This window comes from Psychrobacter immobilis, from assembly GCF_904846175.1.
In the GTDB taxonomy this organism is placed as follows: domain Bacteria; phylum Pseudomonadota; class Gammaproteobacteria; order Pseudomonadales; family Moraxellaceae; genus Psychrobacter; species Psychrobacter immobilis_E.
The window spans coordinates 502563-523945 of sequence record NZ_CAJGZM010000001.1; the positions used below are offsets into that span (position 1 = coordinate 502563).

At 42.4% G+C, this 21383-nt stretch carries 18 protein-coding genes; 14 read left to right on the top strand and 4 right to left on the bottom strand.

Annotated elements, in window-relative coordinates:
* The first annotated feature begins 40 nt into the window (after positions 1 to 40).
* The 5 genes from mrcB (at position 41) to fis (ending at position 6796) form a co-directional block, all read left to right on the top strand.
* Entirely contained in the window at positions 41 to 2530 is a 2490-nt protein-coding gene (gene mrcB, locus JMW39_RS02055) for a penicillin-binding protein 1B (RefSeq protein ID WP_201543327.1), read from the top strand.
* A 30-nt stretch (positions 2531 to 2560) separates the two neighbouring features.
* Entirely contained in the window at positions 2561 to 3466 is a 906-nt protein-coding gene (locus tag JMW39_RS02060; RefSeq protein ID WP_201543329.1) for a tetratricopeptide repeat protein, read from the top strand.
* Positions 3467 to 3709: 243 nt separating this feature from the next.
* The gene (prmA, locus tag JMW39_RS02065) at positions 3710 to 4636 is read left to right on the top strand and encodes a 50S ribosomal protein L11 methyltransferase (protein WP_201543331.1); all 927 of its coding nucleotides are present in this window, start codon (positions 3710 to 3712) and stop codon (positions 4634 to 4636) included.
* A gap of 84 nt (positions 4637 to 4720) precedes the next feature.
* A complete protein-coding gene (locus JMW39_RS02070) occupies positions 4721 to 6130 on the top strand; it encodes a DUF3426 domain-containing protein (protein ID WP_227679134.1) in 1410 nt (469 codons plus the stop codon).
* A gap of 429 nt (positions 6131 to 6559) precedes the next feature.
* Positions 6560 to 6796, top strand: a complete 237-nt coding sequence (fis, locus tag JMW39_RS02075) for a DNA-binding transcriptional regulator Fis (protein ID WP_201543527.1) — start codon at positions 6560 to 6562, stop codon at positions 6794 to 6796.
* Between the two features lies 1 nt (position 6797).
* Here fis and JMW39_RS02080 read toward each other — a convergent pair whose 3' ends face one another.
* Positions 6798 to 6968: a hypothetical protein gene (locus JMW39_RS02080; protein ID WP_201543333.1), complete on the bottom strand. Its 171-nt coding sequence runs from the start codon at positions 6966 to 6968 to the stop codon at positions 6798 to 6800.
* 50 nt (positions 6969 to 7018) lie between these two features.
* On the opposite strand from JMW39_RS02080, the gene purH reads away from it, so the two are divergent.
* Complete coding sequence (gene purH / locus JMW39_RS02085; RefSeq protein WP_201543335.1) at positions 7019 to 8599, top strand: bifunctional phosphoribosylaminoimidazolecarboxamide formyltransferase/IMP cyclohydrolase; 1581 nt, start codon at positions 7019 to 7021, stop codon at positions 8597 to 8599.
* Between the two features lie 155 nt (positions 8600 to 8754).
* Here purH and JMW39_RS02090 read toward each other — a convergent pair whose 3' ends face one another.
* Both JMW39_RS02090 and JMW39_RS02095 read right to left on the bottom strand, forming a co-directional pair.
* Complete coding sequence (locus JMW39_RS02090) at positions 8755 to 10629, bottom strand: SurA N-terminal domain-containing protein (protein ID WP_201543337.1); 1875 nt, start codon at positions 10627 to 10629, stop codon at positions 8755 to 8757.
* Positions 10630 to 11105: 476 nt separating this feature from the next.
* Positions 11106 to 11417: an HU family DNA-binding protein gene (locus JMW39_RS02095; protein ID WP_223808465.1), complete on the bottom strand. Its 312-nt coding sequence runs from the start codon at positions 11415 to 11417 to the stop codon at positions 11106 to 11108.
* A 581-nt stretch (positions 11418 to 11998) separates the two neighbouring features.
* On the opposite strand from JMW39_RS02095, the gene JMW39_RS02100 reads away from it, so the two are divergent.
* The 8 genes from JMW39_RS02100 to fdx all read left to right on the top strand — a co-directional run bounded on the left by JMW39_RS02100 (position 11999) and on the right by fdx (position 19547).
* Positions 11999 to 12646, top strand: a complete 648-nt coding sequence (locus JMW39_RS02100) for a hypothetical protein (RefSeq protein WP_201543339.1) — start codon at positions 11999 to 12001, stop codon at positions 12644 to 12646.
* Between the two features lie 570 nt (positions 12647 to 13216).
* Entirely contained in the window at positions 13217 to 13729 is a 513-nt protein-coding gene (locus JMW39_RS02105) for an Rrf2 family transcriptional regulator (protein WP_149489772.1), read from the top strand.
* The gene (locus JMW39_RS02110; RefSeq protein WP_201543341.1) at positions 13726 to 14952 is read left to right on the top strand and encodes an IscS subfamily cysteine desulfurase; all 1227 of its coding nucleotides are present in this window, start codon (positions 13726 to 13728) and stop codon (positions 14950 to 14952) included. The genes JMW39_RS02105 and JMW39_RS02110 overlap by 4 nt, the downstream gene beginning before the upstream one ends.
* Positions 14953 to 15175: 223 nt before the next feature.
* Positions 15176 to 15586 carry a Fe-S cluster assembly scaffold IscU gene (iscU, locus tag JMW39_RS02115; RefSeq protein WP_201543343.1) on the top strand — a complete coding sequence of 137 codons (411 nt, stop codon included), beginning with the start codon at positions 15176 to 15178 and terminating at the stop codon, positions 15584 to 15586.
* A gap of 303 nt (positions 15587 to 15889) precedes the next feature.
* A complete protein-coding gene (gene iscA, locus JMW39_RS02120; RefSeq protein ID WP_149489769.1) occupies positions 15890 to 16210 on the top strand; it encodes an iron-sulfur cluster assembly protein IscA in 321 nt (106 codons plus the stop codon).
* A 140-nt stretch (positions 16211 to 16350) separates the two neighbouring features.
* A complete protein-coding gene (hscB, locus tag JMW39_RS02125) occupies positions 16351 to 16944 on the top strand; it encodes a Fe-S protein assembly co-chaperone HscB (protein ID WP_201543345.1) in 594 nt (197 codons plus the stop codon).
* Between the two features lie 268 nt (positions 16945 to 17212).
* A complete protein-coding gene (hscA, locus tag JMW39_RS02130) occupies positions 17213 to 19090 on the top strand; it encodes a Fe-S protein assembly chaperone HscA (protein ID WP_201543347.1) in 1878 nt (625 codons plus the stop codon).
* Between the two features lie 118 nt (positions 19091 to 19208).
* On the top strand, positions 19209 to 19547 hold the full coding sequence (gene fdx / locus JMW39_RS02135) for an ISC system 2Fe-2S type ferredoxin (protein WP_201543349.1): 339 nt from the start codon (positions 19209 to 19211) through the stop codon (positions 19545 to 19547).
* A 152-nt stretch (positions 19548 to 19699) separates the two neighbouring features.
* Here the strand turns inward: fdx and JMW39_RS02140 are convergent, their stop codons facing one another.
* Positions 19700 to 21127 (bottom strand): adenylate/guanylate cyclase domain-containing protein, encoded by a 1428-nt coding sequence (locus tag JMW39_RS02140; protein WP_201543351.1) that lies wholly within the window; start codon positions 21125 to 21127, stop codon positions 19700 to 19702.
* Positions 21128 to 21383 lie beyond the last annotated feature (256 nt).

The following is a 21383-nucleotide window of genomic DNA, read 5'->3' on the forward strand; positions in this document are numbered from 1 at the left end:
ATTATGAGGCAGTTTTTTATCCCAAAATGGTGTGTCATCAGTGCAAAAATCTAATTCTAAGCGACCACAGTCGTCTAAGCCTGCTATCAATACGCTACCTTCACAGCAGCGCGGCATGGTGTTTAGTGGTATTTTATTAATTGTCATTATCGCCGCTATGGTGCTGTTGGCGCTGTACTTGGTCAAACTTGATCGCACCATCACCACCAAATTTGAGGGTAAACGCTGGGATATTCCTGCTAAAGTTTACTCACAGCCTTTAGAGCTATATCAAGGCGCTAGCGTCGATACAGACACGATGAAAAAGTGGCTTGAGCTGCTCAATTATCAAAGCAACAAGGCCTATGACCGTACGGGTACATACCATAAATCTGGCAATACCTACTTTATCCATACACGCGGCTTTACTTATAGCGCCAATGATGTCGATAAAGAACAAGTTATCAAGATGACCATTGCTGGCAATAAGATTGAGTCGGTACAAAGTACCCAGCCAGCCAAAACCGGCATTATTCGTCTTGAGCCGGTTAATATCGGTGGCATTTACCCAGACAGTAACGAAGATCGTATGGTGGTGTCTCTAGATGAAGTACCGCAGCCATTGATTGACGCCCTAATTGCCACAGAAGACCGCGGGTTTTATGAGCATAAAGGCGTATCGATACGTGGTATCGCTCGTGCCGTATTGAATAACTTTACTGGCGGTGCTAGGCAAGGTGGCTCGACCATCACCCAGCAGCTGATTAAAAACTTTTATCTTAATTCTGACCGGACGATGAAGCGTAAAGCCAACGAAGCGCTGATGGCAGTACTACTTGAACTGCATTATAGTAAAGATGAAATTCTACAAACCTATTTAAACGAGATTTACTTGGGTCAAAACGGTAACCGCTCTATTAATGGTTTTGGCCTCGCATCGCAATTTTACTTTGATAAACCACTCAAAGAGCTGCGTTTAGACCAACAAGCACTACTAGTCGGGATGGCAAAAGGACCAAGCGTTTATAACCCGCGTCGCCATCCAAACGATTCAAAAGCGCGTCGTGATACAGTGCTGAGCAATATGTTAGCGATAGGGAAAATCAGTCAAGAAGACTACGATAAAGCTATCGAGCAGCCACTTGGTGTGGTTGATAAACCTGTCGAAGGCAAAAGCCAGTTCCCTGATTTTCTAGATATTGTTAAACGCGAATTAAACAAAGTTTATTACTCTGATGACCTAAAAAACGAAGGTCTAATTATCATCAGCACCTTAGACCCTATCGCCCAGTTAGCAGCCGATAAAGCGGTTGAGAGAAAGCTTGGTGAGCTGCGCCGTAGTGGCAGTAAAACTAAGGATTTACAAGGTGCATTGGTTAGTGCCAACCCTGAAACAGGCGAGCTGGTGGCAGTGGTCGGTAGTGGTAGTGAATTCACAGGCTTTAACCGTGCTGTCGATGCCAAACGCCAAGTTGGGTCTTTGTTGAAGCCAATTATTTATATGACGGCGCTTGAAAGCGGACGTTATAATTTGGCAAGCTCGGTCGATGATTCACCGATTACGGTCAATCTCAGTGACGGTACTCAGTGGAATCCCAAAAACTACGACAATCGTGACCACGGTTATGTGCCATTTACCACTGCTTTATCGCAATCTTATAATCACAGTGCGGTACGTTTAGGCATGGAATTTGGCGTTCCTACCTTTGTTAAGCAGTTGCAGCGTATGGGGATTAAAGAGAAAATCCCGCCTTATCCTTCGGCTTTATTAGGCTCGGTTAACCTTAGCCCGATGGATATGCTCGGGGTCTACCAAGTGTTTGCTACCGGCGGTTTCCGGACGCCTATCCACAGTATTCGTAGCGTGATTGATGATCGTGGGCGTATCTTACAGCGTACGGGTTTAAATACTCAGCGCAGTATCCCGCCTGAGACCAACTTTTTGATTAACTATGCCCTGCAAGATGTGGTTAAAAATGGCACGGCCAGACGCATACAATCGCTTGGCAGCAATTTAAATCTTGCGGGTAAAACGGGGACCACTAACGATTACCGCGATGCTTGGTTTGCCGGCTACAGTGGTAACTATGTCAGTGTGGTTTGGGTCGGCCGTGATGACAATAAGCCGATTGGTCTGAGCGGTGGTAGTGGCGCTTTACCAGTGTGGGTCGATTATATGAACCGTCTAAAACTGACACCGGTGGCGCTGCCAGAACCTGAAGGGATTGAATGGTTATGGCTTGAGAACAACTCAGGCAAGCTGTCTAATGAGCGCTGTGCCGATGCGCGCTACCTGCCTGTGATGTCAGCACATTTACCCGAAGAAGCCAGCAGTTGCGCAATGGGTCTGTATCAGCAAGATCGTGACCGTGAACAGATGCAATGGCAAAATGAGCAAGGTTCTATCAATCAACAGCGTCGCCGTGAAGGCTTAGATATTCCTAATGGCGAAGCGGTTGATGCGGATAACGAAGACAACAACGCTGACCAAGAGGCTGAGTCAAGCAATCGTGCCGATACTTGGTATGATCGCGCCGTTGAATGGTTCTAGCGTTTTTAAAACTTAAAAAGGGGTTTTAACATGGCATTATTGATACAGCAAACTGTCGCCGCTAAGCAGGCTATCACTGCCCCGTCTAGAGCACAGGCTAAGCGTATTAATACCATTTTTACCGTAAGTGCGCTTATCGGCATGGTGAGCCTAAGCGCCTGCCAAACAGCGCCCACGGCACTTAAAACCTCTTCTGCACAAACGTTACCATCAATAACTCAGCCAACAACTGCGCAGCAAGCCACTTCAAAACAATCAACGGCCAAGCAGTCAACGGCACAACAAACAAAGACTCAAAAGATAACGGCGACTCAAGCACCTGTCCTTGAAAACCGTACTAATGAAAGCAATGACTATAAAGGTGATGTTTATACTATTGAGCCTTATACACCGCCTGAGCAGCCCACGGCGACAAATCCGTTAACCGAAGCAACACCTATCTATACGCCGTCTACGCAAAGTCCAATAGTCACTCAGCCTGATAGCCATGATGCCATAATCCTTACGCCTTCTCGCGAAGATTACATGATACCTGAACCATGGTTACCTTCACATAGTGAGCTATTGGAGCGGGCGCGCCAGAACTCACAGCAGCGCACTCAGCAAAGTACAGCCAATAATAGCAACCTGCCAGCTTTTCGCAACCTTATGCAAGTAGGTACGGAACAATTAAAATCTGGTAATCTAAATGGTGCTGAAAGCAGCTTTACGCGCGCGCAGCGCTTGGCGCCTAAATCATCAGCCGTTTATTTTTACTTGGCACAAGTAGCACTTAAAAAGAACCAACCACGTAAAGCTGAAGCAATGGCCCGCCGTGGTCTGACCGTCGCTCAAGATAGCAATCGTCGCCGCGCGCTATGGCAAATCATCTTGCAATCAGGACAAGCACAAGGCAACGCCCGCGTGATAAAGGAAGCTAAACAAGCGCTACGCTAAGCGTATCATGACTGTTATTAAGTCAATGATTATCGACTTGTCTGTTATTCACTTATTTATTAGCGCCAATTTATAAATGCTTATTAAACAATTATAAATTGGCGCTAAGACATTCTCTGCAAAATATATGATTTATCAACTGCCAATATCTTTCTCTTTTACTATTTCTTATTAACATTATTGATGAATCAATAATATTAAAAGATATCACTCCGTTTTTAATTTAACATGAAGGTAACCCTTATGGCATGGCAACAACTGCATTTACAATGTGAAAAAGATAACGTCGATCTCGCTGAGGCACTGTTATTAGAAGCTGGCGCTCTCTCAATCGCCTTAGATGACGCAGGCGATCAGCCTTTATTTGAGCCACTTCCTGGTGAATCGCCATTGTGGGATGAGGTCATACTCACAGGCTTGTTCGATGCCAGCACTGATGCGGGCAATCGTCAGGCGATTGAGCAATTAAGTCATGAAATCGGTGCACAAGTACAAGCCAGCCGAACGTGGGTCAGCGCTGTCGATGATAAGGATTGGGAACGTGAATGGATGTCTAATTATAAGCCGATTGAGTGCGCCAACGACTTATGGATTGTGCCTAATTGGCTGACACCGCCCAACCCTGACGCTACCAATATTATTATGGATCCAGGTTTAGCTTTTGGTACCGGCTACCATGCCACTACCCGTTTATGCCTTGATTGGCTAACAGAACAAGACCTAATCGATAAAGTCGTGATTGATTATGGCTGTGGCTCAGGTATTTTAGGCATTGCCGCGCTTTTATTGGGCGCCCGTCAAGTTTATGCGGTTGATATTGACCCACAAGCGGTGCTTGCGACCAATCAAAATGCGGCGCGTAATGACGTCGATAATCGCCTGCAAGCATTTTTGCCAGAAGACTTCAATAACTACTGGCAACAAAATGATATTAAACCTGTAGATGTCATGGTTGCCAATATTTTAGCCAAGCCACTTATTGGCTTAGCGCCTTATTTTGCAACCTTGATGGCACCTAAAAGTCGTATCGTACTAGCAGGTTTGATTGAATCGCAAACTGAGCAAGTAACCGAAGCCTATCAGCCCTATTTTGACCTTGATCCTAAGCACGCTTTTACCGCGCAAGAAGATCAGCATTGGCAGCGTTTATCTGGTACATTTACAGGCTAGCAACATTTAATTACATCTGTTACGATAGAGGAGCAGTTAAATAATGTTGTGTATTTGACGCTGCTCTATCGCTGCCTGTAAGTTATGATATTTAGTATATCTAAATGGACATTAGAATCATTGGCAAAGGTTGGCGAGTGGCTATGCGGTATTAATACTTATACCTTTTTGGATTCCGACCCTATGACTACGCCAATCAAAACCCAGTGCCCTCATTGTCATGCTATTTTTAATGTTAATAAAACGGAACTAGACCAGAAAACAGCCACTGTCTGCTGTGAACATTGTCAGCAAAGTTTTTTGGTTGATAACAATCTTATTGTCACCGCTGCTACAGAACAATCTACTGATGATATCGTGGTTGAAAATAAAACTGCTGCCCTTAGTACTTCTAACATTTCTATTGATAAGCAAAATTCCACTGTTTCGCCAGAATCAAAAACTATAACAAAGCCAAATACCACATCAAAGCCAGCAGAAGCGGACATTCTCATCCATGATAATATGCTTGATGATGACTTAATAGATGATGAGTTGATTCATGACGATATGGATATTGAGGATTTTGAAGAGCAAGATTTAGAATACGGCTCACTAGACAGTATGGATGCCTGGTTGACACAAGCAACGGATAGCAATCCTACTGCTATTAAAGATAAAAACATTCATTCAGAAAAAAACAACTCTAAGACATTAGATAAAAGCTCTCATCTATCTGTGAGCCCAATAGAAAACGCTTCTTTAGTAAAAACCTCCTTAAACAAGGATTCATCAGCTGCACACGTTGCTCTCAGCTCAGCCGCCGCTAATGATATTCATGCCAATATTGATGCCAATGCTGATGAATCATGGCTTGAAAAACTACTAAAAGAGCAAAATCAAAGCGAAGATACCACAAAAGATCAGACAGACTTATCAGAACTGCTTGCCAGTATGGGTGTGTCAATTAAAGACGAAGACCATACTAATGCGCTACGTGTTAAACAACGGAAGGCCCAAGACAAGTTTTCACCAACGCCTGCCAGGTGGTCTATTGCCTCATTGCTATGGACACTCGGTTGTTTGGTCTTAACGCTGCTACTTTTTGCTCAGTATGTCATTTTTAACTTAGATGACTTGGTTAAAAATCCTGCCCATGCCGAGCGTTTGCAAAAAGTATGTGCCATCGCCGCTTGTAGCCTGCCTAGCGCCAATTTAGCAGCTTTGAGCACAAGCGATATTAAGCACCAGACCAGTCGTATTAAAACTGCCAGCTCATTTAGCGATATCAGCATCACTTTAAACAATCAAAGCGCACAAGCACAACTACTTCCTCACGTAAAAGTGAGTGTCTATGGGGACAATGCGCTTATCGGAGCATTTATCGCAGCGCCAGAGGATTATTTATTGAGCGCGCAAAGCCAATTAGGCGCGTCAAGTCGCAAGCAGCTATTGTTCACTGTACCAGTTGCCAATGCTCAAATCAGCAAAGTGAGCGTCGAGCCTATTTACTAACGATATCGTTTATTAAAAGTATCGCTTATTAAAAACACCGTTAATAGGCACATGATTTATGCAAAATTATCTTTTATAAAAGACAGCTCTTATTACAGAAAGTTCTTAGTAAGGGCATCGTTTATTAAAAACACGATGCTATCCAATCACATTGAAGCCAATCACGCTAACTCGGTAATAATAGATAAAAATAAGTAGCCTCAAGCCTACTTTAATACCCAATCTGTTGCTCTGATAGGCGCTGGCTTTGATATAATAGCGCTTAAACGCCTAATGGTTTTTCTTTACGCTCAAGGACATTATCTTATGGCAACACATGCACAGTATAATGCCACTCATCTTGATAAAAATACTGAGAATCCTGCTGATTACTATAAAGAGGATTACCATCGCTCCATTCACGAGGTTGAGTCTTTTTTAGACAGTAGTATGCATGCTCATGAACCATTGCGGGTACACGTAGAACGTGTGGTGCGGCAGTATTTTTCGATGTTAGATGATGAGCTGCCAACCGACTTGTATAATCTTATTTTAAAAGAGATAGAGCAACCGCTATTGTCTGTGGTACTTGAAAAGAGCCGTGGCAATCAAACCAAGTGTGCTCAAATTTTAGGTCTCAATCGCGGTACACTACGCAAAAAGCTAAAAACCTATGGTTTAATGTAGTCTATAGTTTGATGTAGGAAGGCTTAATATCTTGTGCCGCCTGCTTTTGCTTATTATCATCAAATATAGTGCTCACCACCCTTATCACCATTTCTAACTGACATTCAATATGTATGGCACGTTTATAGTTTATGATCTTATCAAAGCCGATATGCTCTGCACTGCTTGCCATTATTACCTTGCCAGACGTTTACGTCAGGCTTTTTTTATGGAAATTTTTTTATGAGTACAACTCCGCTTGCCCTACTATCAGTCTCTGATAAATCTAATATCGTTGAATTCGCTCAAGGTCTGTTGAAAGCAGGTTTTGGCTTACTATCGACCGGCGGTACTTACCGCTTGCTAACCGAGCACAACGTCGCTGTCACCGAAGTATCAGACTATACCGGTTTCCCTGAAATGATGGACGGCCGTGTTAAAACCTTGCATCCTAAGATTCATGGCGGTATTTTAGGGCGCCGTGGTACTGATGACTCCGTGATGAATGAGCACGCCATTGAGCGTATTGACTTGGTCGTCGTCAACCTTTATCCGTTTGCACAAACCATTGCTCGTGCTGATGTGACTATGAACGATGCGATCGAAAATATCGATATTGGCGGTCCTACTATGGTGCGTTCAGCAGCAAAAAACCACGCCCATGTCGGTATTGTGACTGATCCTGCTGACTATACGCGCGTACTCGAAGCCTTCGGTGATGGAACTACCCTAACCCATGCCTTACGCTACGATTTAGCCGTCAAAGCCTTTGAGCATACGGCACAATACGACGGTATGATTGCAAATTTCTTGGGCAGCCGAGTGAATGAGACTCAAGAACCAGAGAACTTCTCCCGTACCTTTAACGTCCAACTTGAGAAAGTACAAGACCTACGCTACGGTGAAAATCCCCATCAAAACGCTGCTTTTTATGTTGAAAATCATGCCCTAAAAAGCAAGCAAGCGTCTATTGCAACCGCGAAGCAATTGCAAGGTAAAGAGCTGTCTTATAACAACATCGCTGATACCGATGCCGCGCTTGAATGCGTTAAAGCCTTTAGTGCACCCGCTTGTGTCATCGTAAAACATGCCAATCCTTGCGGTGTAGCCGTAGATAACGATCAAGTAGCCGCTTATCGCACTGCCTTTAGTACCGATCCTGAGTCATCTTTTGGTGGCATTATCGCCTTTAACCGCCCACTAACGGTTGCTGCTGCCAAAGCCATTATTGACAATCAATTTGTCGAGGTTATTATTGCCCCAAGTATCGAAGATGGCGTTCTTGAGGCGACTGCGAGCAAGAAAAACGTGCGCGTCTTAGTTTGCGGTGAATTGCCAACGCCTGAGCAACGCGAAAGCCAACTTGATTATAAACGCGTCAATGGTGGCTTATTGGTGCAAGAGCAAGATTTGGGCTTGATTACCGCTAATGATTTAAAAATCGTTACTGACGTGCAGCCAACGGAAGCGCAAATTGCTGATTTGTTATTTAGCTGGAATGTCGCTAAATATGTCAAATCAAATGCGATTGTTTATGCCAAAGGTCAACGCACTATCGGTGTTGGCGCGGGTCAAATGAGCCGGGTAAATTCAGCGCGTATCGCCGCTATCAAAGCTGAGCACGCCGGTCTTGCCACTGAAGGTGCGGTAATGGCGTCAGATGCCTTCTTCCCTTTCCGTGATGGTATCGATAACGCTGCTGAAGTCGGCATTGCTGCTATCATTCAACCGGGTGGCTCTATGCGTGATGACGAAACAATTGCTGCCGCCAATGAGCATGGTATCGCCATGGTATTCACTGGTATGCGTCATTTCCGCCATTAATCAGCAGTTAAAATAATGCTGTTAAGACAAAAGCGTTGAGAATAAATAAAAATCGTATTGCATAAAAAAAGCCACTATCAATAGTGGCTTTTTTATATTTAAGATTTAATAAAATTTATTAAGACAAATGGTTCAACAAATGCCTTATAAATCGATTAACTTCCTTGCGCATTGGCCATATTGGCTTCGTTAATCTCAACTTTATAGACCATACGTAGATAATCTAGATAATCTTGCAGCTGATCTTGACCTAAATTATCACGAATAATGGCGGCAGTTTGTGCTCTTTGGGCATCAGACAACGGTGATTGCTGCTCTGTTTTAATACGATCACCGACCAATAGCGTCGCACCCATCTCAGTCTCGCTCGCTACTGCTACGACACCATTTGCTGCCGCTTGCTGACTAAAGGCTAAGCCACGCTCTTTTTCAGTCAATTGCGTGGTTTGACGGTTTATTTCGCCTAACGCTTGCAGTTTAACGGCTTGTTTAGCAATATCAGCAGGCGTCTTAATACCAGTTGCTAGTTTTTTCGCCTCTTGTAATGCTAAAGCCGTCGCTTTTTGTTGACGTAATACCTTCGTTATTTGTGGCGTCGCTGCCGTCAAAGATAATGTTTTGGTTGGACGATAATTACTTGGTTGTACCCATACCGTGCCATTGCCGACCTCAATACCCGCCGTCACTGCTTGGTCTTGAATAGTAAACTCATCAAACGCCTGCTTAATTACGACTGGCTGTGCCAAAACAGAGGTGTTATTTTCTTTACGATAATCTTTGATACGTTTTAATGGCACATTTTCTTGCTGAGCGATGTCTTCGATACTAAAACCATCTGCTGCCAAGTCATTAATCGCCGTGACTTTATCGGCATACATTTCCTGACGCTTATACTCTTTGGCTTTAGCCGTTAGCTCTGCACGCATGCTTTCTAAACTTGGTATTTTGCTACCATTATCCTCGGTCACAGTAAATATCTGATAGCCAAAACTGGTCTTCACAGGCGCGCTGACATCACCAGCACTTAAGCCTTCAAGCGCTTTTTCAACTGCTGCGGCGTCATTACCAAATACTGAGGGATTAAAGCTACCAATAGCACCGCCTGTTTCTCCCGATGGATCATCAGACTCGGTTTTGGCTAACTTAGCAAATGATTCACCTTTAGCAAGACGGGCTTTAATCTTATCAGCACGCGCTTTGGCATCTTTACCCGTTAACAAAATTTGGCTGATTTTACGCTCGTCAACCACGGCTAGTCCTTGCTTATAGGCTTCATATTGCTGCTGAACATCTTCTTTGCTGACTTCATTAACTTCAATCGCTTGCGGGCTCAGTTGCAAGTAAGCCAAATCCACCATGGCCGCGCTTTTTAGCTTGTCTTTATTGGCATCATAATAGGCTTGTATGTCACCCTTGCTCAACTTTACTTGTTCAGCATAGTCTTGCCAATTAAAACGATGCAGCCAAATATTGCGCGACTCTAGCTGCAGGTCAATCAATTGACTGACCGCTTGCATTGGATAAACTGCGGTGCCTACGATACTAGCATTGAGCTGATCTAGGCTTAACTGATTGCGAAACTCTGCAAATAGCTGGTCTTTGGTCATATTGCGCTGACGTAAAAAGTTTGAAAACTGCTCGTTAGAAAAGTTACCTTCCGCATCTTTAAAGATTTCTTCTTGGCGCAACAAGCGATTGATGGTGTCATCAGAAACCGTCATACCAAGCTTGCCAGCCTGCTGCTCTAGTAAGGTGCGATCAATCAAGCCTTTTAAGACTTGCTCGTGTAGCACATCTTCATTTAATAAACTGGCATCATCAACTTGGTCTAAAAGCTCGCTACGGCGACTATTTACCGCCGTCTGATACTCGGACATCCCCACGCTTGCCTCACCTACTTGAGCGATTTGGTTGGGATCGACCCCGCCTCCAAAGTAGCTTTCGACACCCAATAGAGCGAGCGGCGATAGGCATAGAATCAATAAAATGCGACCCGGCCAACTTTTTAAGAAATCGCGCAATTTATCCATAGTTATCTCTGCTTTATTAACCTATATTGATGAAAGACCATTGTAATACTATTAATAATATCAACGCTGTATAAGCAGGCAATGGTAAGAAAAAAACGTGTGCATTTTATCGTTGTAAAACAAGGCTGATTGATGAAGCTTATGACAAGGTTTTTTGAAAACACTTGTTTAAACAACACAGCTATCGCGCGCCCTATGATACGTGATTTTTAAGATATACTCAAAATATTCACGCTACTATTCATACTAATTGATACAAATTATAGCACTAAAAAAAGCACCTAATCTCTAGGTGCTTTTTTGCTACATCACTCATGACTCAGACTGTGCTTTGATTGTACTTTAAACCATGAGTTGCCATTATCAATTTATTACCAACAAACACCGTTTTTATTCGTATATCACGTCGTCAACGAGCATCTGTGTGGCATAAAATAGATTAAAGGGCTTAAATAAAGCGGTTTGCTTTAAACGACTTAGTTTAAACGCTCTTTTAAGTTTTTACCGGCTTTGAAGCTTGGTACTTTGCTCGCTGGAATGCTAAGCTCTTCACCAGTCTTAGGGTTACGGCCTGTACGAGCCTTACGGTCTTTTACGCTAAAAGTACCAAAACCAACCAATGAGATGCTATCGCCAGCTTCTAGAGCTTCGCCAACACTTTCCATTACTGCATTTAAAGCTTCACCAGCTTGAGTTTTATTTAGACCACTTTTTTCGGCGATGCTATCAATTAATTCTGACTTATTCATAAAATTTCCTTCAAGTTTTAGGGGGTAAAAAACGCTCACACCAAGTATTGTATCGCTCTCAGAGTACTTAAGCAATAAAAACCACTGGCCTCACGCATAAACAGGTTTCGCTTTGTTAACGTCTTTATATCAAGGCCGCATAAGGAGCGCAAGCGATTTTACATATTTTTGTCCACTGTGCTACTTATTTGACACTCAATGTTACTTAAAACTGCTGCAACTTTTCTACTAAATCGCTACTTTGTCTTAGACAGTTTAGTATCGTTGGTTTAGCTATGTATCGTCATATCGGTGGTTTACCTATATAGCATGACAGCATTATCAGATATTCAGTATAGGCTTCAGTACGAAATGTAAATTGCTAACTTCGCTACCTAAAAATCAGGTTTGCCCATAATGAATAGCTGCCAAGCCATACTAGTACATTGTCAGTCATAAATACCAGTGTATTTATTGACTGGCAAATTGTAAGGTAATAATTTACCAACTGACAGAAACGGGCGTTACTTTTTATTATAAAGGCGTTACTATAAGCTCCATTCTATTGCCTATTTTGGGTCGATTTTGATCCTTGCTTGTCCTTTTCTCTTTTACTTACACGATAAAAACGGATTATTTAAATGAAGCGTTCCACGTTGTCTCACTCTCTGCTTAATATCATCTTGGTGTTTATCGAGTCGGCGCTGACCCTGCTGTTACGTTTAGACCCAGAACTCCGTAAAGCCGCTTATCCGCTTGCCAAGCAAGAGACTGTTGTTGCGCTAAGACTGTATTTACCGCATGTGGAAGTTTTTGCCACCTTTAGCACCAAGGGCGTATTGTTGGATAACCGCCTGCCTATTGGTCGTACTGAGCCTGACGTTGTTATCAATGCTTATAGTATTCAAGTCATTAATGCCATCATCACCCATGACAGCGAAACCACTGACAAGCTGCAAATGCGTGGCGAGTCGATACAAGTGCAGTTGGTAAAGCAGTTTATTATGCAGCTGGGTCTTGGTAGCTTAATTCAAGGTTTGATTAAAAAGATTAAGGGTGACAAAAGCAAGCACAAGCCTACTGAAGCAGAAATGGCTGATAAAAAAGAGAGCTACAAGCTACGTATTAAAGAGCAGCAAACTCAAATCACTACCTTGACCATCAAAAACCGTGAGCTTGAAACCACGGTAAAAGAGTTACAAAGTAAGCAAAAGACCTTTATGATTACCACAGTTATTACTGCTGTTATCGCTATTGCTGCCATTATCGCTCTATTTATAATGACATGATTAGTAGTGACCTAATTTATAATGACTCAATTTATAGCCGCCTAATTCATTAGTAAGGTGTTTTAAAGTCATTGCTCTTATTTATCTGGCGTTTAATAAACTCAAAATTATTAAACGCTTTTATTAACGCTTTAAGTCATGAACTAGAGTCACGAACTCAGCGCTATTATTCAAGTATTCACTTTCCTCATCTACCTACTTTACCTATCATTGTTTTTATCAATAATGGCAATTAGTCACACTCACCATTCAACCACACTTTAATCTTGACTAAATTACTCAGGATTGATTATAATGACTCTATCGTTGCACACATCGGGTAAACCATCTGCTGTTTAATAGCGACAAGACACCACTTAGTCCATAGATGATTTCCCTTAATAGAAGTGTAGATAGCATTAGTTATTCAATATCAATTAGTTATTTAATAGTATTAATTACTAATGGCCAGCGGTTAATAAAGCACTTACAGACTTTCATTATTTATCGCTAGTGATGCACTTCTAACAATACGACATGACTAAGATCGTTGTTAAATAAATTTATCCTTAAAAGGTTTGGAGATAACACATGCGTTTGACTACTCGAGGCAGATACGCCGTGACCGCTTTACTTGATTTGGCATTACAAACCAGCCAACAAGACAGCGCCGTCTCGTTATCTGATATTGCCAAGCGGCAATCGATATCTATCTCTTATCTTGAACAGTTATTCTCAAAGCTTCGTAAGCGTGGTTTAGTCACCAGTATTCGCGGCGCAGCAGGCGGCTACCACCTAGCCAAACCACTTGATGAGATTGATGTGATGAGCATCATTTCTGCCGTCGATGAATCTGTGGACGCTATGCAGTGCGAAGGACGCGGCGATTGCCAAAGTGGTACAATGTGCCTAACACATGATTTATGGTGTGCCCTTTCAAATCATGTCGAACAGTACTTGAAAAATATAACATTAGCGCAATTATTAGACATGGAACACGTGCAGTCGGTCTCAGACCGTCAGCATATTTCTTTTCCAAAAGACATCTCTACAAAAGACATCAATACTATTACTCTATCGACCAGCGAGGCAAACCCAGCATGAGCCAACATAACAACCTTATATACTTAGATTATGCCGCCACCACGCCAGTTGCTAAGTCAGTCGCTGCCAAGATGAGCGAATATCTGACGGTAGACGGCATCTTTGGTAACCCAGCATCACGCTCACATGGCTATGGCTGGCAAGCAGAAGAAGCGGTAGAAACGGCTCGTCAGCAAGTGGCTGAAGCGATTAATGCGGATCCACGCGAAATCGTCTTTACCTCTGGCGCGACAGAATCAGATAACTTAGCCATCAAAGGCGCAGCACATTTTTATCAGTCCCGTGGTAAGCATATTATTACCAGTAAGATTGAGCATAAAGCCGTATTAGATACTTGCCGTGAGCTTGAGCAAGAAGGTTTTGAGATTACTTATCTTGAGCCGCAGCCAAGCACTGGTTTGATTTTACCAGAGCAAGTTAAAGAAGCCCTACGTGATGATACGATTTTAGTATCGCTGATGATGGTAAATAATGAGCTTGGTACCATTACTGACGTCGCGGCGATTGGTGAAATTACTCGCGAAGCCGGCGTTATTTTCCATGTCGATGGTGCACAGTCAGTTGGTAAAGTATTGGTTAATCTTCAAGAGATGAAAATTGACTTAATGAGTTTCTCAGGTCATAAAGCTTATGGTCCTAAAGGTATCGGCGCATTATTTGTCAGCCGTAAGCCACGTGTTCGCCTAAAAGCGGAACAGCATGGCGGTGGTCATGAGCGCGGTATGCGTTCAGGTACATTGCCGACGCATCAAATCGTTGGTCTCGGCGCAGCATTTGCTTTAGCCAATGAGCGCTATCAAGAAGACCATGCGCACGCGGCAAAATTACGTCAAAAGCTGTGGGACGGTCTACAAGATATCGAAGAGATTTATCTAAACGGTGATTTAGAAAACAGTGTACCAAATATTGTAAATATCAGCTTTAACTTCGTTGAAGGCGAGTCACTCATGATGTCGCTAAAAGACTTAGCGGTATCATCAGGTTCTGCCTGTACTTCAGCAACGCTTGAGCCATCATACGTATTGCGTGCTATTGGTCGCCCAGATGAATTGGCACATAGCTCAATCCGCTTTAGCTTTGGTCGTTATACCACTGAAGCAGACATCGATACAGTCATCAAGCAGATGCATGAAGCGGTTGATAAATTACGTGCCCTATCGCCACTTTGGGATATGTATCAAGAAGGTGTTGATCTAGACTCGGTAGAATGGTCTGAGCATTAATATTTATCAGTAAAACCTTTAATAGTTAAAACGTCTAATGGTTATCAAATATAACCATTATGACAAACAATTAATCATACATCTAGTTTTTATAAATACAGTTTTATGAACGACATGTTTGACCCCAATTATCGATGAGTAGATAACCATTTAGCGTTAGTAAGTGACTGATTCATTTTCATCGTCTAACTACCTACTCATCACCTAACTAGGAGAAAACCCCATGGCCTATAGTGACCAAGTTATTGATCATTACGAAAACCCACGCAACGTCGGCAATCTTGACAAAAATGCCAAAAACGTTGGTACTGGTATGGTCGGAGCCCCAGCTTGTGGTGATGTGATGCGTCTACAAATCCAAGTCGATGATAACGGCATCATCGAAGATGCACGTTTTAAAACTTATGGCTGCGGTTCAGCAATTGCCTCAAGCTCACTCGTCACCGAGTGGCTAAAAGGCAAAAGTTTGGATCAAGCTGGCGAGATTAAGAACAGCCACATTGCTGAAGAATTGGCATTGCCACCAGTAAAAGTGCATTGCTCTGTACTTGCAGAAGACGCCATTAAAGCCGCGATTAGCGACTATAAAGGTAAGCATAACGCTGCTGCGATAACAGAAGAAGCAACGAGCTAAGATAATTTAGAGCGTATGCGCTTATTAATGTAATAAGCGTTAGTAGCCAAATTTTAGTAGCAATACTTTAATAGCAGTATTTTAGCAAAAGCCATGAGCAGTAACGTTAGAAGCTACTAACGCTAATAAGGTGACAATAACGCTCATGTAATTGTCACCTTTTATTTATTTTTTAATGATTTATTTACAGAATATTATTCACAACGCTTTATTAGCACTATGTTATTAGTATCATGTTTTATACAAAAAAAGCATTTTACGTGAATTATTATTATCGATTTTTGATAGTCAATGGGAGTTGGCATGATTGAAATGACAGAACGCGCCGCTCAGCATGTTCGAGATTTTTTGGACAATCGCGGTAAAGGTGAAGGCATTCGAGTGGGTATCCGCACAGCGGGCTGCTCAGGCTTGGCTTATGTCCTAGAGTTTGTTGACACACCTGACGAAAATGATACCCGTTATGAAAGTCTTGGCGTTAATATTTTTATTGACCCTAAAAGCTTGGTCTATTTAGATGGCTTATTGATGGATTATGAAAAAGAAGGTCTTAACGAAGGCTTCAAATTCACCAATCCCAATCAAAAAGGTGAATGTGGTTGTGGTGAATCGTTTACGGTTTAAAAATTTAAACGAGAGTGCGCTAAACGGTTAACATACAAACGCTTAGCGCTTAAATACTGGTTTTAAAAAAATCACTATTTAAAGCGATCATCAAAACAGTAAAGTCCTGACAATAATAAATAGAAATGAAGGCAGACGATATGACAGACCTCAACTCAGAAGCACAGTTTGATAATTTCTTTGCCCTATTTGAACAACCTGTACAATTTGCAGTCAATCAAGAGCATCTTGATCAGCAGATGCGTCTGCTACAAAAACGCTATCATCCGGATAATCTATCGGTAGCAAATGCTAAAAATGCGGCAGATAGTGCGCAAGCTAAACAGCAATCAGAACAAGCATCAGCACTTATTAACCAAGCTTATCAAACGCTAAGTGTACCCGATAGTCGTGCCAGCTACTTATTAGATATCGCAGGTCAAGCCCAGAATTTAGAGCATTCTATTGCCGATTTAGACTTTTTAGAAGATGCGATGGAAATGCGTATAGACTTAGACGACGCTATTGGTGCTAAAGACATAGCAACGCTAAAGCAATTACATCCGCAGATTACTGAGCGTTTAGCCAGACAATCTGAGCGCTTTAACACCGCTTATCAAAGCCAAGACTGGCAAACCGCGATTGACGCCACGCAAAAGTTAAAATTCTTAGTAAAGCTAGATGCCGATGTGACCACAGGGCTTGATACAGTGGCCTCTGCTGAACATTCAGATGACGATGATTTATATGTTTAACATCATGATAATTAAAACGGTTTAACTTTAAAACTGAAGAGTTTATATAAGGATATGGTTAAAATAACAGCTATTATCCCGTATAATTGTGAATATTAAATACTTTTACCATTTTTACTCTTGCTTACTAAATCCATATATTTTCAAACGCCTATGTTCAACTATTTCTAATTATTAATAGAGATTAATAGCACAGCGGTTAAATGATAGTCGCCCGTATATTGCCTTTGTTCCATTTCACTTATTCATTTTATCTTTGAGTTTTCTTATGTCTTTATTGCAAATTGCCGAACCCAATCAAAGTGCCCAACCTCACCAGCATCGTTTTGGTCTAGGAATTGACCTTGGTACCACGCGCTCACTGGTTGCTGTGGTACGCTCAGGCAAGGCGCAAGTTTTGCAAGCAGGCACAACGACAGATACCTTGTTACCGTCTGTGGTCTACTATCCAAGCACTGGCAAGCCACTGGTCGGCTATGACGCCCTTGCCCACTTAGCAGATGATCCAAAAAATACGATTATCTCGGCTAAGCGCTTTATGGGTCGTAGCCAAGAAGATATTAAATTCTCCCATCCTTATGAATTAAGTGGCAGCAAAGATGCGATGCCAGCGTTTGTGACGGCGCAAGGGGAAGTATCTCCTGTTGAGGTTTCAGCGCGTATTTTAGCGGCGTTAGAACAACGTGCCGCAAGTGCTTTGCCAGATGACAGCATACAAGGCGCGGTGATTACTGTGCCAGCGTACTTTGATGAAGCGCAGCGCCAAGCCACTAAAGATGCGGCGCAAGCAGCTGGTATCAATGTATTGCGCTTATTAAATGAGCCTACCGCTGCGGCCGTCGCCTACGGTCTAGACCAACCTAGCGATGACAATACTGAAAAATACTACTTAATCTACGATTTGGGTGGTGGTACTTTTGATGTGTCTATTTTAAAGTTAAGCGATGGCGTATTTGAAGTATTGGCTACGGGCGGCAATAGCGCGCTTGGCGGCGATGATATTGACCGCTTATTGACCAATTGGCTGATTAAGCAATTAAATATCGATCCTAAAGACGTAAGTCTGCATGACAAATCAATACTCGCTCAACAAGCCAAAGCTTATAAGCAAGCATTGACCGATGCTGAGCAAGTTGATATCGATATTGTCGTCAATGGGCAATCTTATCAAGGTGTTTTAAACCTTAAAGATTTGATGACTATTGCAGAACCTGTCAGTCGCCGCACGTTGAGCGTCTGCGAGCAAGTACTGCGCGATGCCAAGTTATCTGCCGCTGATTTAGATGAAGTGATTTTGGTCGGTGGTTCTACGCGTATGCCAGCAATTCAACAAGTGGTTGCAGAATTTTTTGCTAAAGAGCCGCTTTGCCGCTTGAATCCAGACGAAGTAGTCGCTTTAGGGGCAGCACAAACTGCGCATCAATTGGTCAATGGCGATAGTGATAACAATCTATTGTTGCTCGATGTGACGCCGCTATCGCTCGGTCTTGAAACAATGGGCGGGTTGGTTGAAGTATTGATTCCGCGTAACACCCCTATTCCGGTCAAAAAACGCCAAGTGTTTACCACCTATCAAGATGGTCAAACTGGCATGGTCATTCATGTGGTACAAGGCGAGCGCGAAACAGTCGATAACTGCCGTTCGCTTGGACGCTTTGAGCTTTATGGCATTCCTCCAATGAAAGCCGGCTTTGCCCGTATCGAAGTGACCTTTAGTATTGATGCCAATGGACAGCTAACCGTCAGTGCGCAAGAAACCACCACTAAGACTGAAAGTAAAATCGAGATTGTGCCATCTTATGGTCTGTCTGATGAGCAAAAAGAGCAACTATTGATAGCTGGCTTTAAATACGCTGAAGAAGATAAAAATGCACGCTCTTTAATTGAGACCAAGGTAGAAGCGGAACGTGAATTATTGGCGCTACAATCGGCGCTTAATGAGTTTGCAGCGCTAATCTCACCTGAAGAGCAGCAGTCATTGGCGCAAACTATGCAAGGGTTGCAAGCTGCACTCAGCACTGACGATTTAGCCACCATAGAAGCCAAACAAGCCAAATTGAAACCACATAGTGATGCCTTTGCTGCCCGCATTATGAATCAAAGCGTCAAAGCCAGCATGGCAGGCACCAGTGCGCAAGATTGGTAGTAGATAGCGTTGATACTATGTGCGTTTAAGCAACATGGACGCTTAAGAAACTTATTTAGTAACTGTACTAATTTTATCCTTTTTATTTTTTAATTGATTAGCAGCGGACAGATAACTTATGCCAAAAATTACGATATTACCCCATCATGAAATTTGCCCTGAAGGCACCGAAGTCGAGCTAGAAGCAGGCAGCAACTTATGTAAAGCTTTGCTAGAAAAAGGCATTAAAATTGAACACGCTTGCGAGATGTCAAAAGCGTGTACCACCTGTCATGTCGTGGTCCGTAAGGGCTTTAATACCTTAGATGAGATGGACGATGTCGAAGCCGATTTGCTAGATCGCGCTTGGGGCTTAGAGCCTGATTCACGCTTATCATGCCAAGTGATGCTTGAGGATGATGACCTAACTATCGAAATTCCTAAATACACATTAAACCATGCTAAAGAAAATCACTAAATAATAACGTATAAATCTAAACTAAAAAATCCAGTTATTCATCATAACTGGATTTTTCTTTTTACAAGTGTGACATTCTGCGCGCAATTTTAACTCGCCTTTTTTAAATGCTCATTTTCTATAAATGCATCCAAGTCGAAATCAATCTTTGCTTAATTATGACTAGAATTTTCTTGCTTACTTGCTGCTATTATCTCAAGCGCGACTGCTTTCTCTTGTTGTCCGATACGTTCGAGCGCAAGATTTAGACGATCTCGAATGTCTTGATAATCGTTATCTTGCATATCTCGAAAGTTTAGGTGCAAATTAAAACCTGGTAGCGTATGGTCAACCCACTTTGATAACTGACCTTTGTTTTCATCAGGGTCAAGTACTTGCCATGCGCTTACTTTATTATCAAAACGCTTTAGCTGGAAAGCACCCGCATATTCACAGTCATAATCATGCGATATATAGTCATGGGTACTTTCGCTAATGAATATCTGCCCTTTACTAGCAGCCGCTTCAAGCCTTGATGCAAGGTTGGCCTCTTTACCAATCAGCGTATAGCTTAGACGATTATTACTACCAAAGTTACCGACATGACAGTAGCCAGTGGTAATACCAATACGGATATACAAACCCTCAAAGCCCAATAGACGCCATTTTTGCCGCAAGGTGCGCATCTCACGGCGCATATCTATCGCCATTGCGACACAATCAAGCGCATCTTGACGCGGTCCACGGCTATTTGGTTCACCGAAAAAACATACCATACCATCGCCAATAAACTTATCCAGTACCGCTCCATGTTTATTGGCAATTAACGTCATACAGTGCATATAAGTATTTAAAATATCCGCCAAATTATCCGCGCTCAAACTATCTGACAATTCAGTAAAGCCAACGATATCTGAAAACATAATCGTCAGCTTGGCACGTTTATTTTCGACGCTAACGGGACTATCAGATTTGACGATTGGCTCCCAAACTTGCGGCGGGACAAAACGCGTCAATTTATTAATCACAGAAACCATGGTATTTAGACGCCCAACCGCTTGCTGCGCTCGAGCTTCATAGTTTATATAATCATGATAAACGTGGCGAAAATGACACAATATCACAATCATGCTGGCCAATAAGACGACAGGCGTGATTAAGCTGTCGTGACAATCGATCTCAGCGCTACTTAACGTGACGCTGACATAATAAAAAACAATCATCGTTACTACTGAAACAGCAATAAGCTTTAGATGATTTTCAGGACGACTGAGAATAACGCGCAGACCAATGAGTGCTGCTAGACTGAGTGCAATCACAGCACAGAACTGTATCGAACCAATGACCGCTGACAATAAAATGATGACAATATTAGACGTCCAAAAACTGCTTTGGCGACGATAGTTATAAATTAAAATCATCAAACTAGGCAGACAGACAATGACAGCCAGCGCCATTGAAGTTGCACTAAAATTAAAATGCACAGCGAGCAAGATGACTGTCAGTATTAAAACGAAGATTTCTGGATAATCGAACTGATAGGTCTTACTATCGCTATCCTTTACAGGAGTCTTTGGGCGTGATGCTTCTACAAGTGCCATGGTCGATATTCGCCTAAAGAAAAACCATCAGGAATTTAAATAAAAATAAGGTCTATATCATCATTTGTGCTTTAGACAATACTTGCCTTTATAAACCATTGATAATATAAGTAGATAGTAAATCTATACATTATACTGCCTTATTCCCATCGAACCTAGGTTACTGGTAAGAAAAAGCATACCACTGGTCGCTTATTGGTTTGAAAAGCGGTTTAAAGTTAACGGTTAATAGAGATGATTTAAGCGAATAACAGTG

Bases quoted from the DNA above. Each gene is read 5' to 3' on its own strand.
- JMW39_RS02060 (WP_201543329.1), top strand. From the start codon at position 2,561: ATGGCATTATTGATACAGCAAACTGTCGCCGCTAAGCAGGCTATCACT.
- prmA (WP_201543331.1), top strand. From the start codon at position 3,710: ATGGCATGGCAACAACTGCATTTACAATGTGAAAAAGATAACGTCGAT.
- JMW39_RS02070 (WP_227679134.1), top strand. From the start codon at position 4,721: ATGATATTTAGTATATCTAAATGGACATTAGAATCATTGGCAAAGGTT.
- fis (WP_201543527.1), top strand. From the start codon at position 6,560: ATGCATGCTCATGAACCATTGCGGGTACACGTAGAACGTGTGGTGCGG.
- JMW39_RS02080 (WP_201543333.1), bottom strand. From the start codon at position 6,968: ATGGCAAGCAGTGCAGAGCATATCGGCTTTGATAAGATCATAAACTAT.
- purH (WP_201543335.1), top strand. From the start codon at position 7,019: ATGAGTACAACTCCGCTTGCCCTACTATCAGTCTCTGATAAATCTAAT.
- JMW39_RS02090 (WP_201543337.1), bottom strand. From the start codon at position 10,629: ATGGATAAATTGCGCGATTTCTTAAAAAGTTGGCCGGGTCGCATTTTA.
- JMW39_RS02100 (WP_201543339.1), top strand. From the start codon at position 11,999: ATGAAGCGTTCCACGTTGTCTCACTCTCTGCTTAATATCATCTTGGTG.
- JMW39_RS02105 (WP_149489772.1), top strand. From the start codon at position 13,217: ATGCGTTTGACTACTCGAGGCAGATACGCCGTGACCGCTTTACTTGAT.
- JMW39_RS02110 (WP_201543341.1), top strand. From the start codon at position 13,726: ATGAGCCAACATAACAACCTTATATACTTAGATTATGCCGCCACCACG.
- iscU (WP_201543343.1), top strand. From the start codon at position 15,176: ATGGCCTATAGTGACCAAGTTATTGATCATTACGAAAACCCACGCAAC.
- iscA (WP_149489769.1), top strand. From the start codon at position 15,890: ATGATTGAAATGACAGAACGCGCCGCTCAGCATGTTCGAGATTTTTTG.
- hscB (WP_201543345.1), top strand. From the start codon at position 16,351: ATGACAGACCTCAACTCAGAAGCACAGTTTGATAATTTCTTTGCCCTA.
- hscA (WP_201543347.1), top strand. From the start codon at position 17,213: ATGTCTTTATTGCAAATTGCCGAACCCAATCAAAGTGCCCAACCTCAC.
- fdx (WP_201543349.1), top strand. From the start codon at position 19,209: ATGCCAAAAATTACGATATTACCCCATCATGAAATTTGCCCTGAAGGC.
- JMW39_RS02140 (WP_201543351.1), bottom strand. From the start codon at position 21,127: ATGGCACTTGTAGAAGCATCACGCCCAAAGACTCCTGTAAAGGATAGC.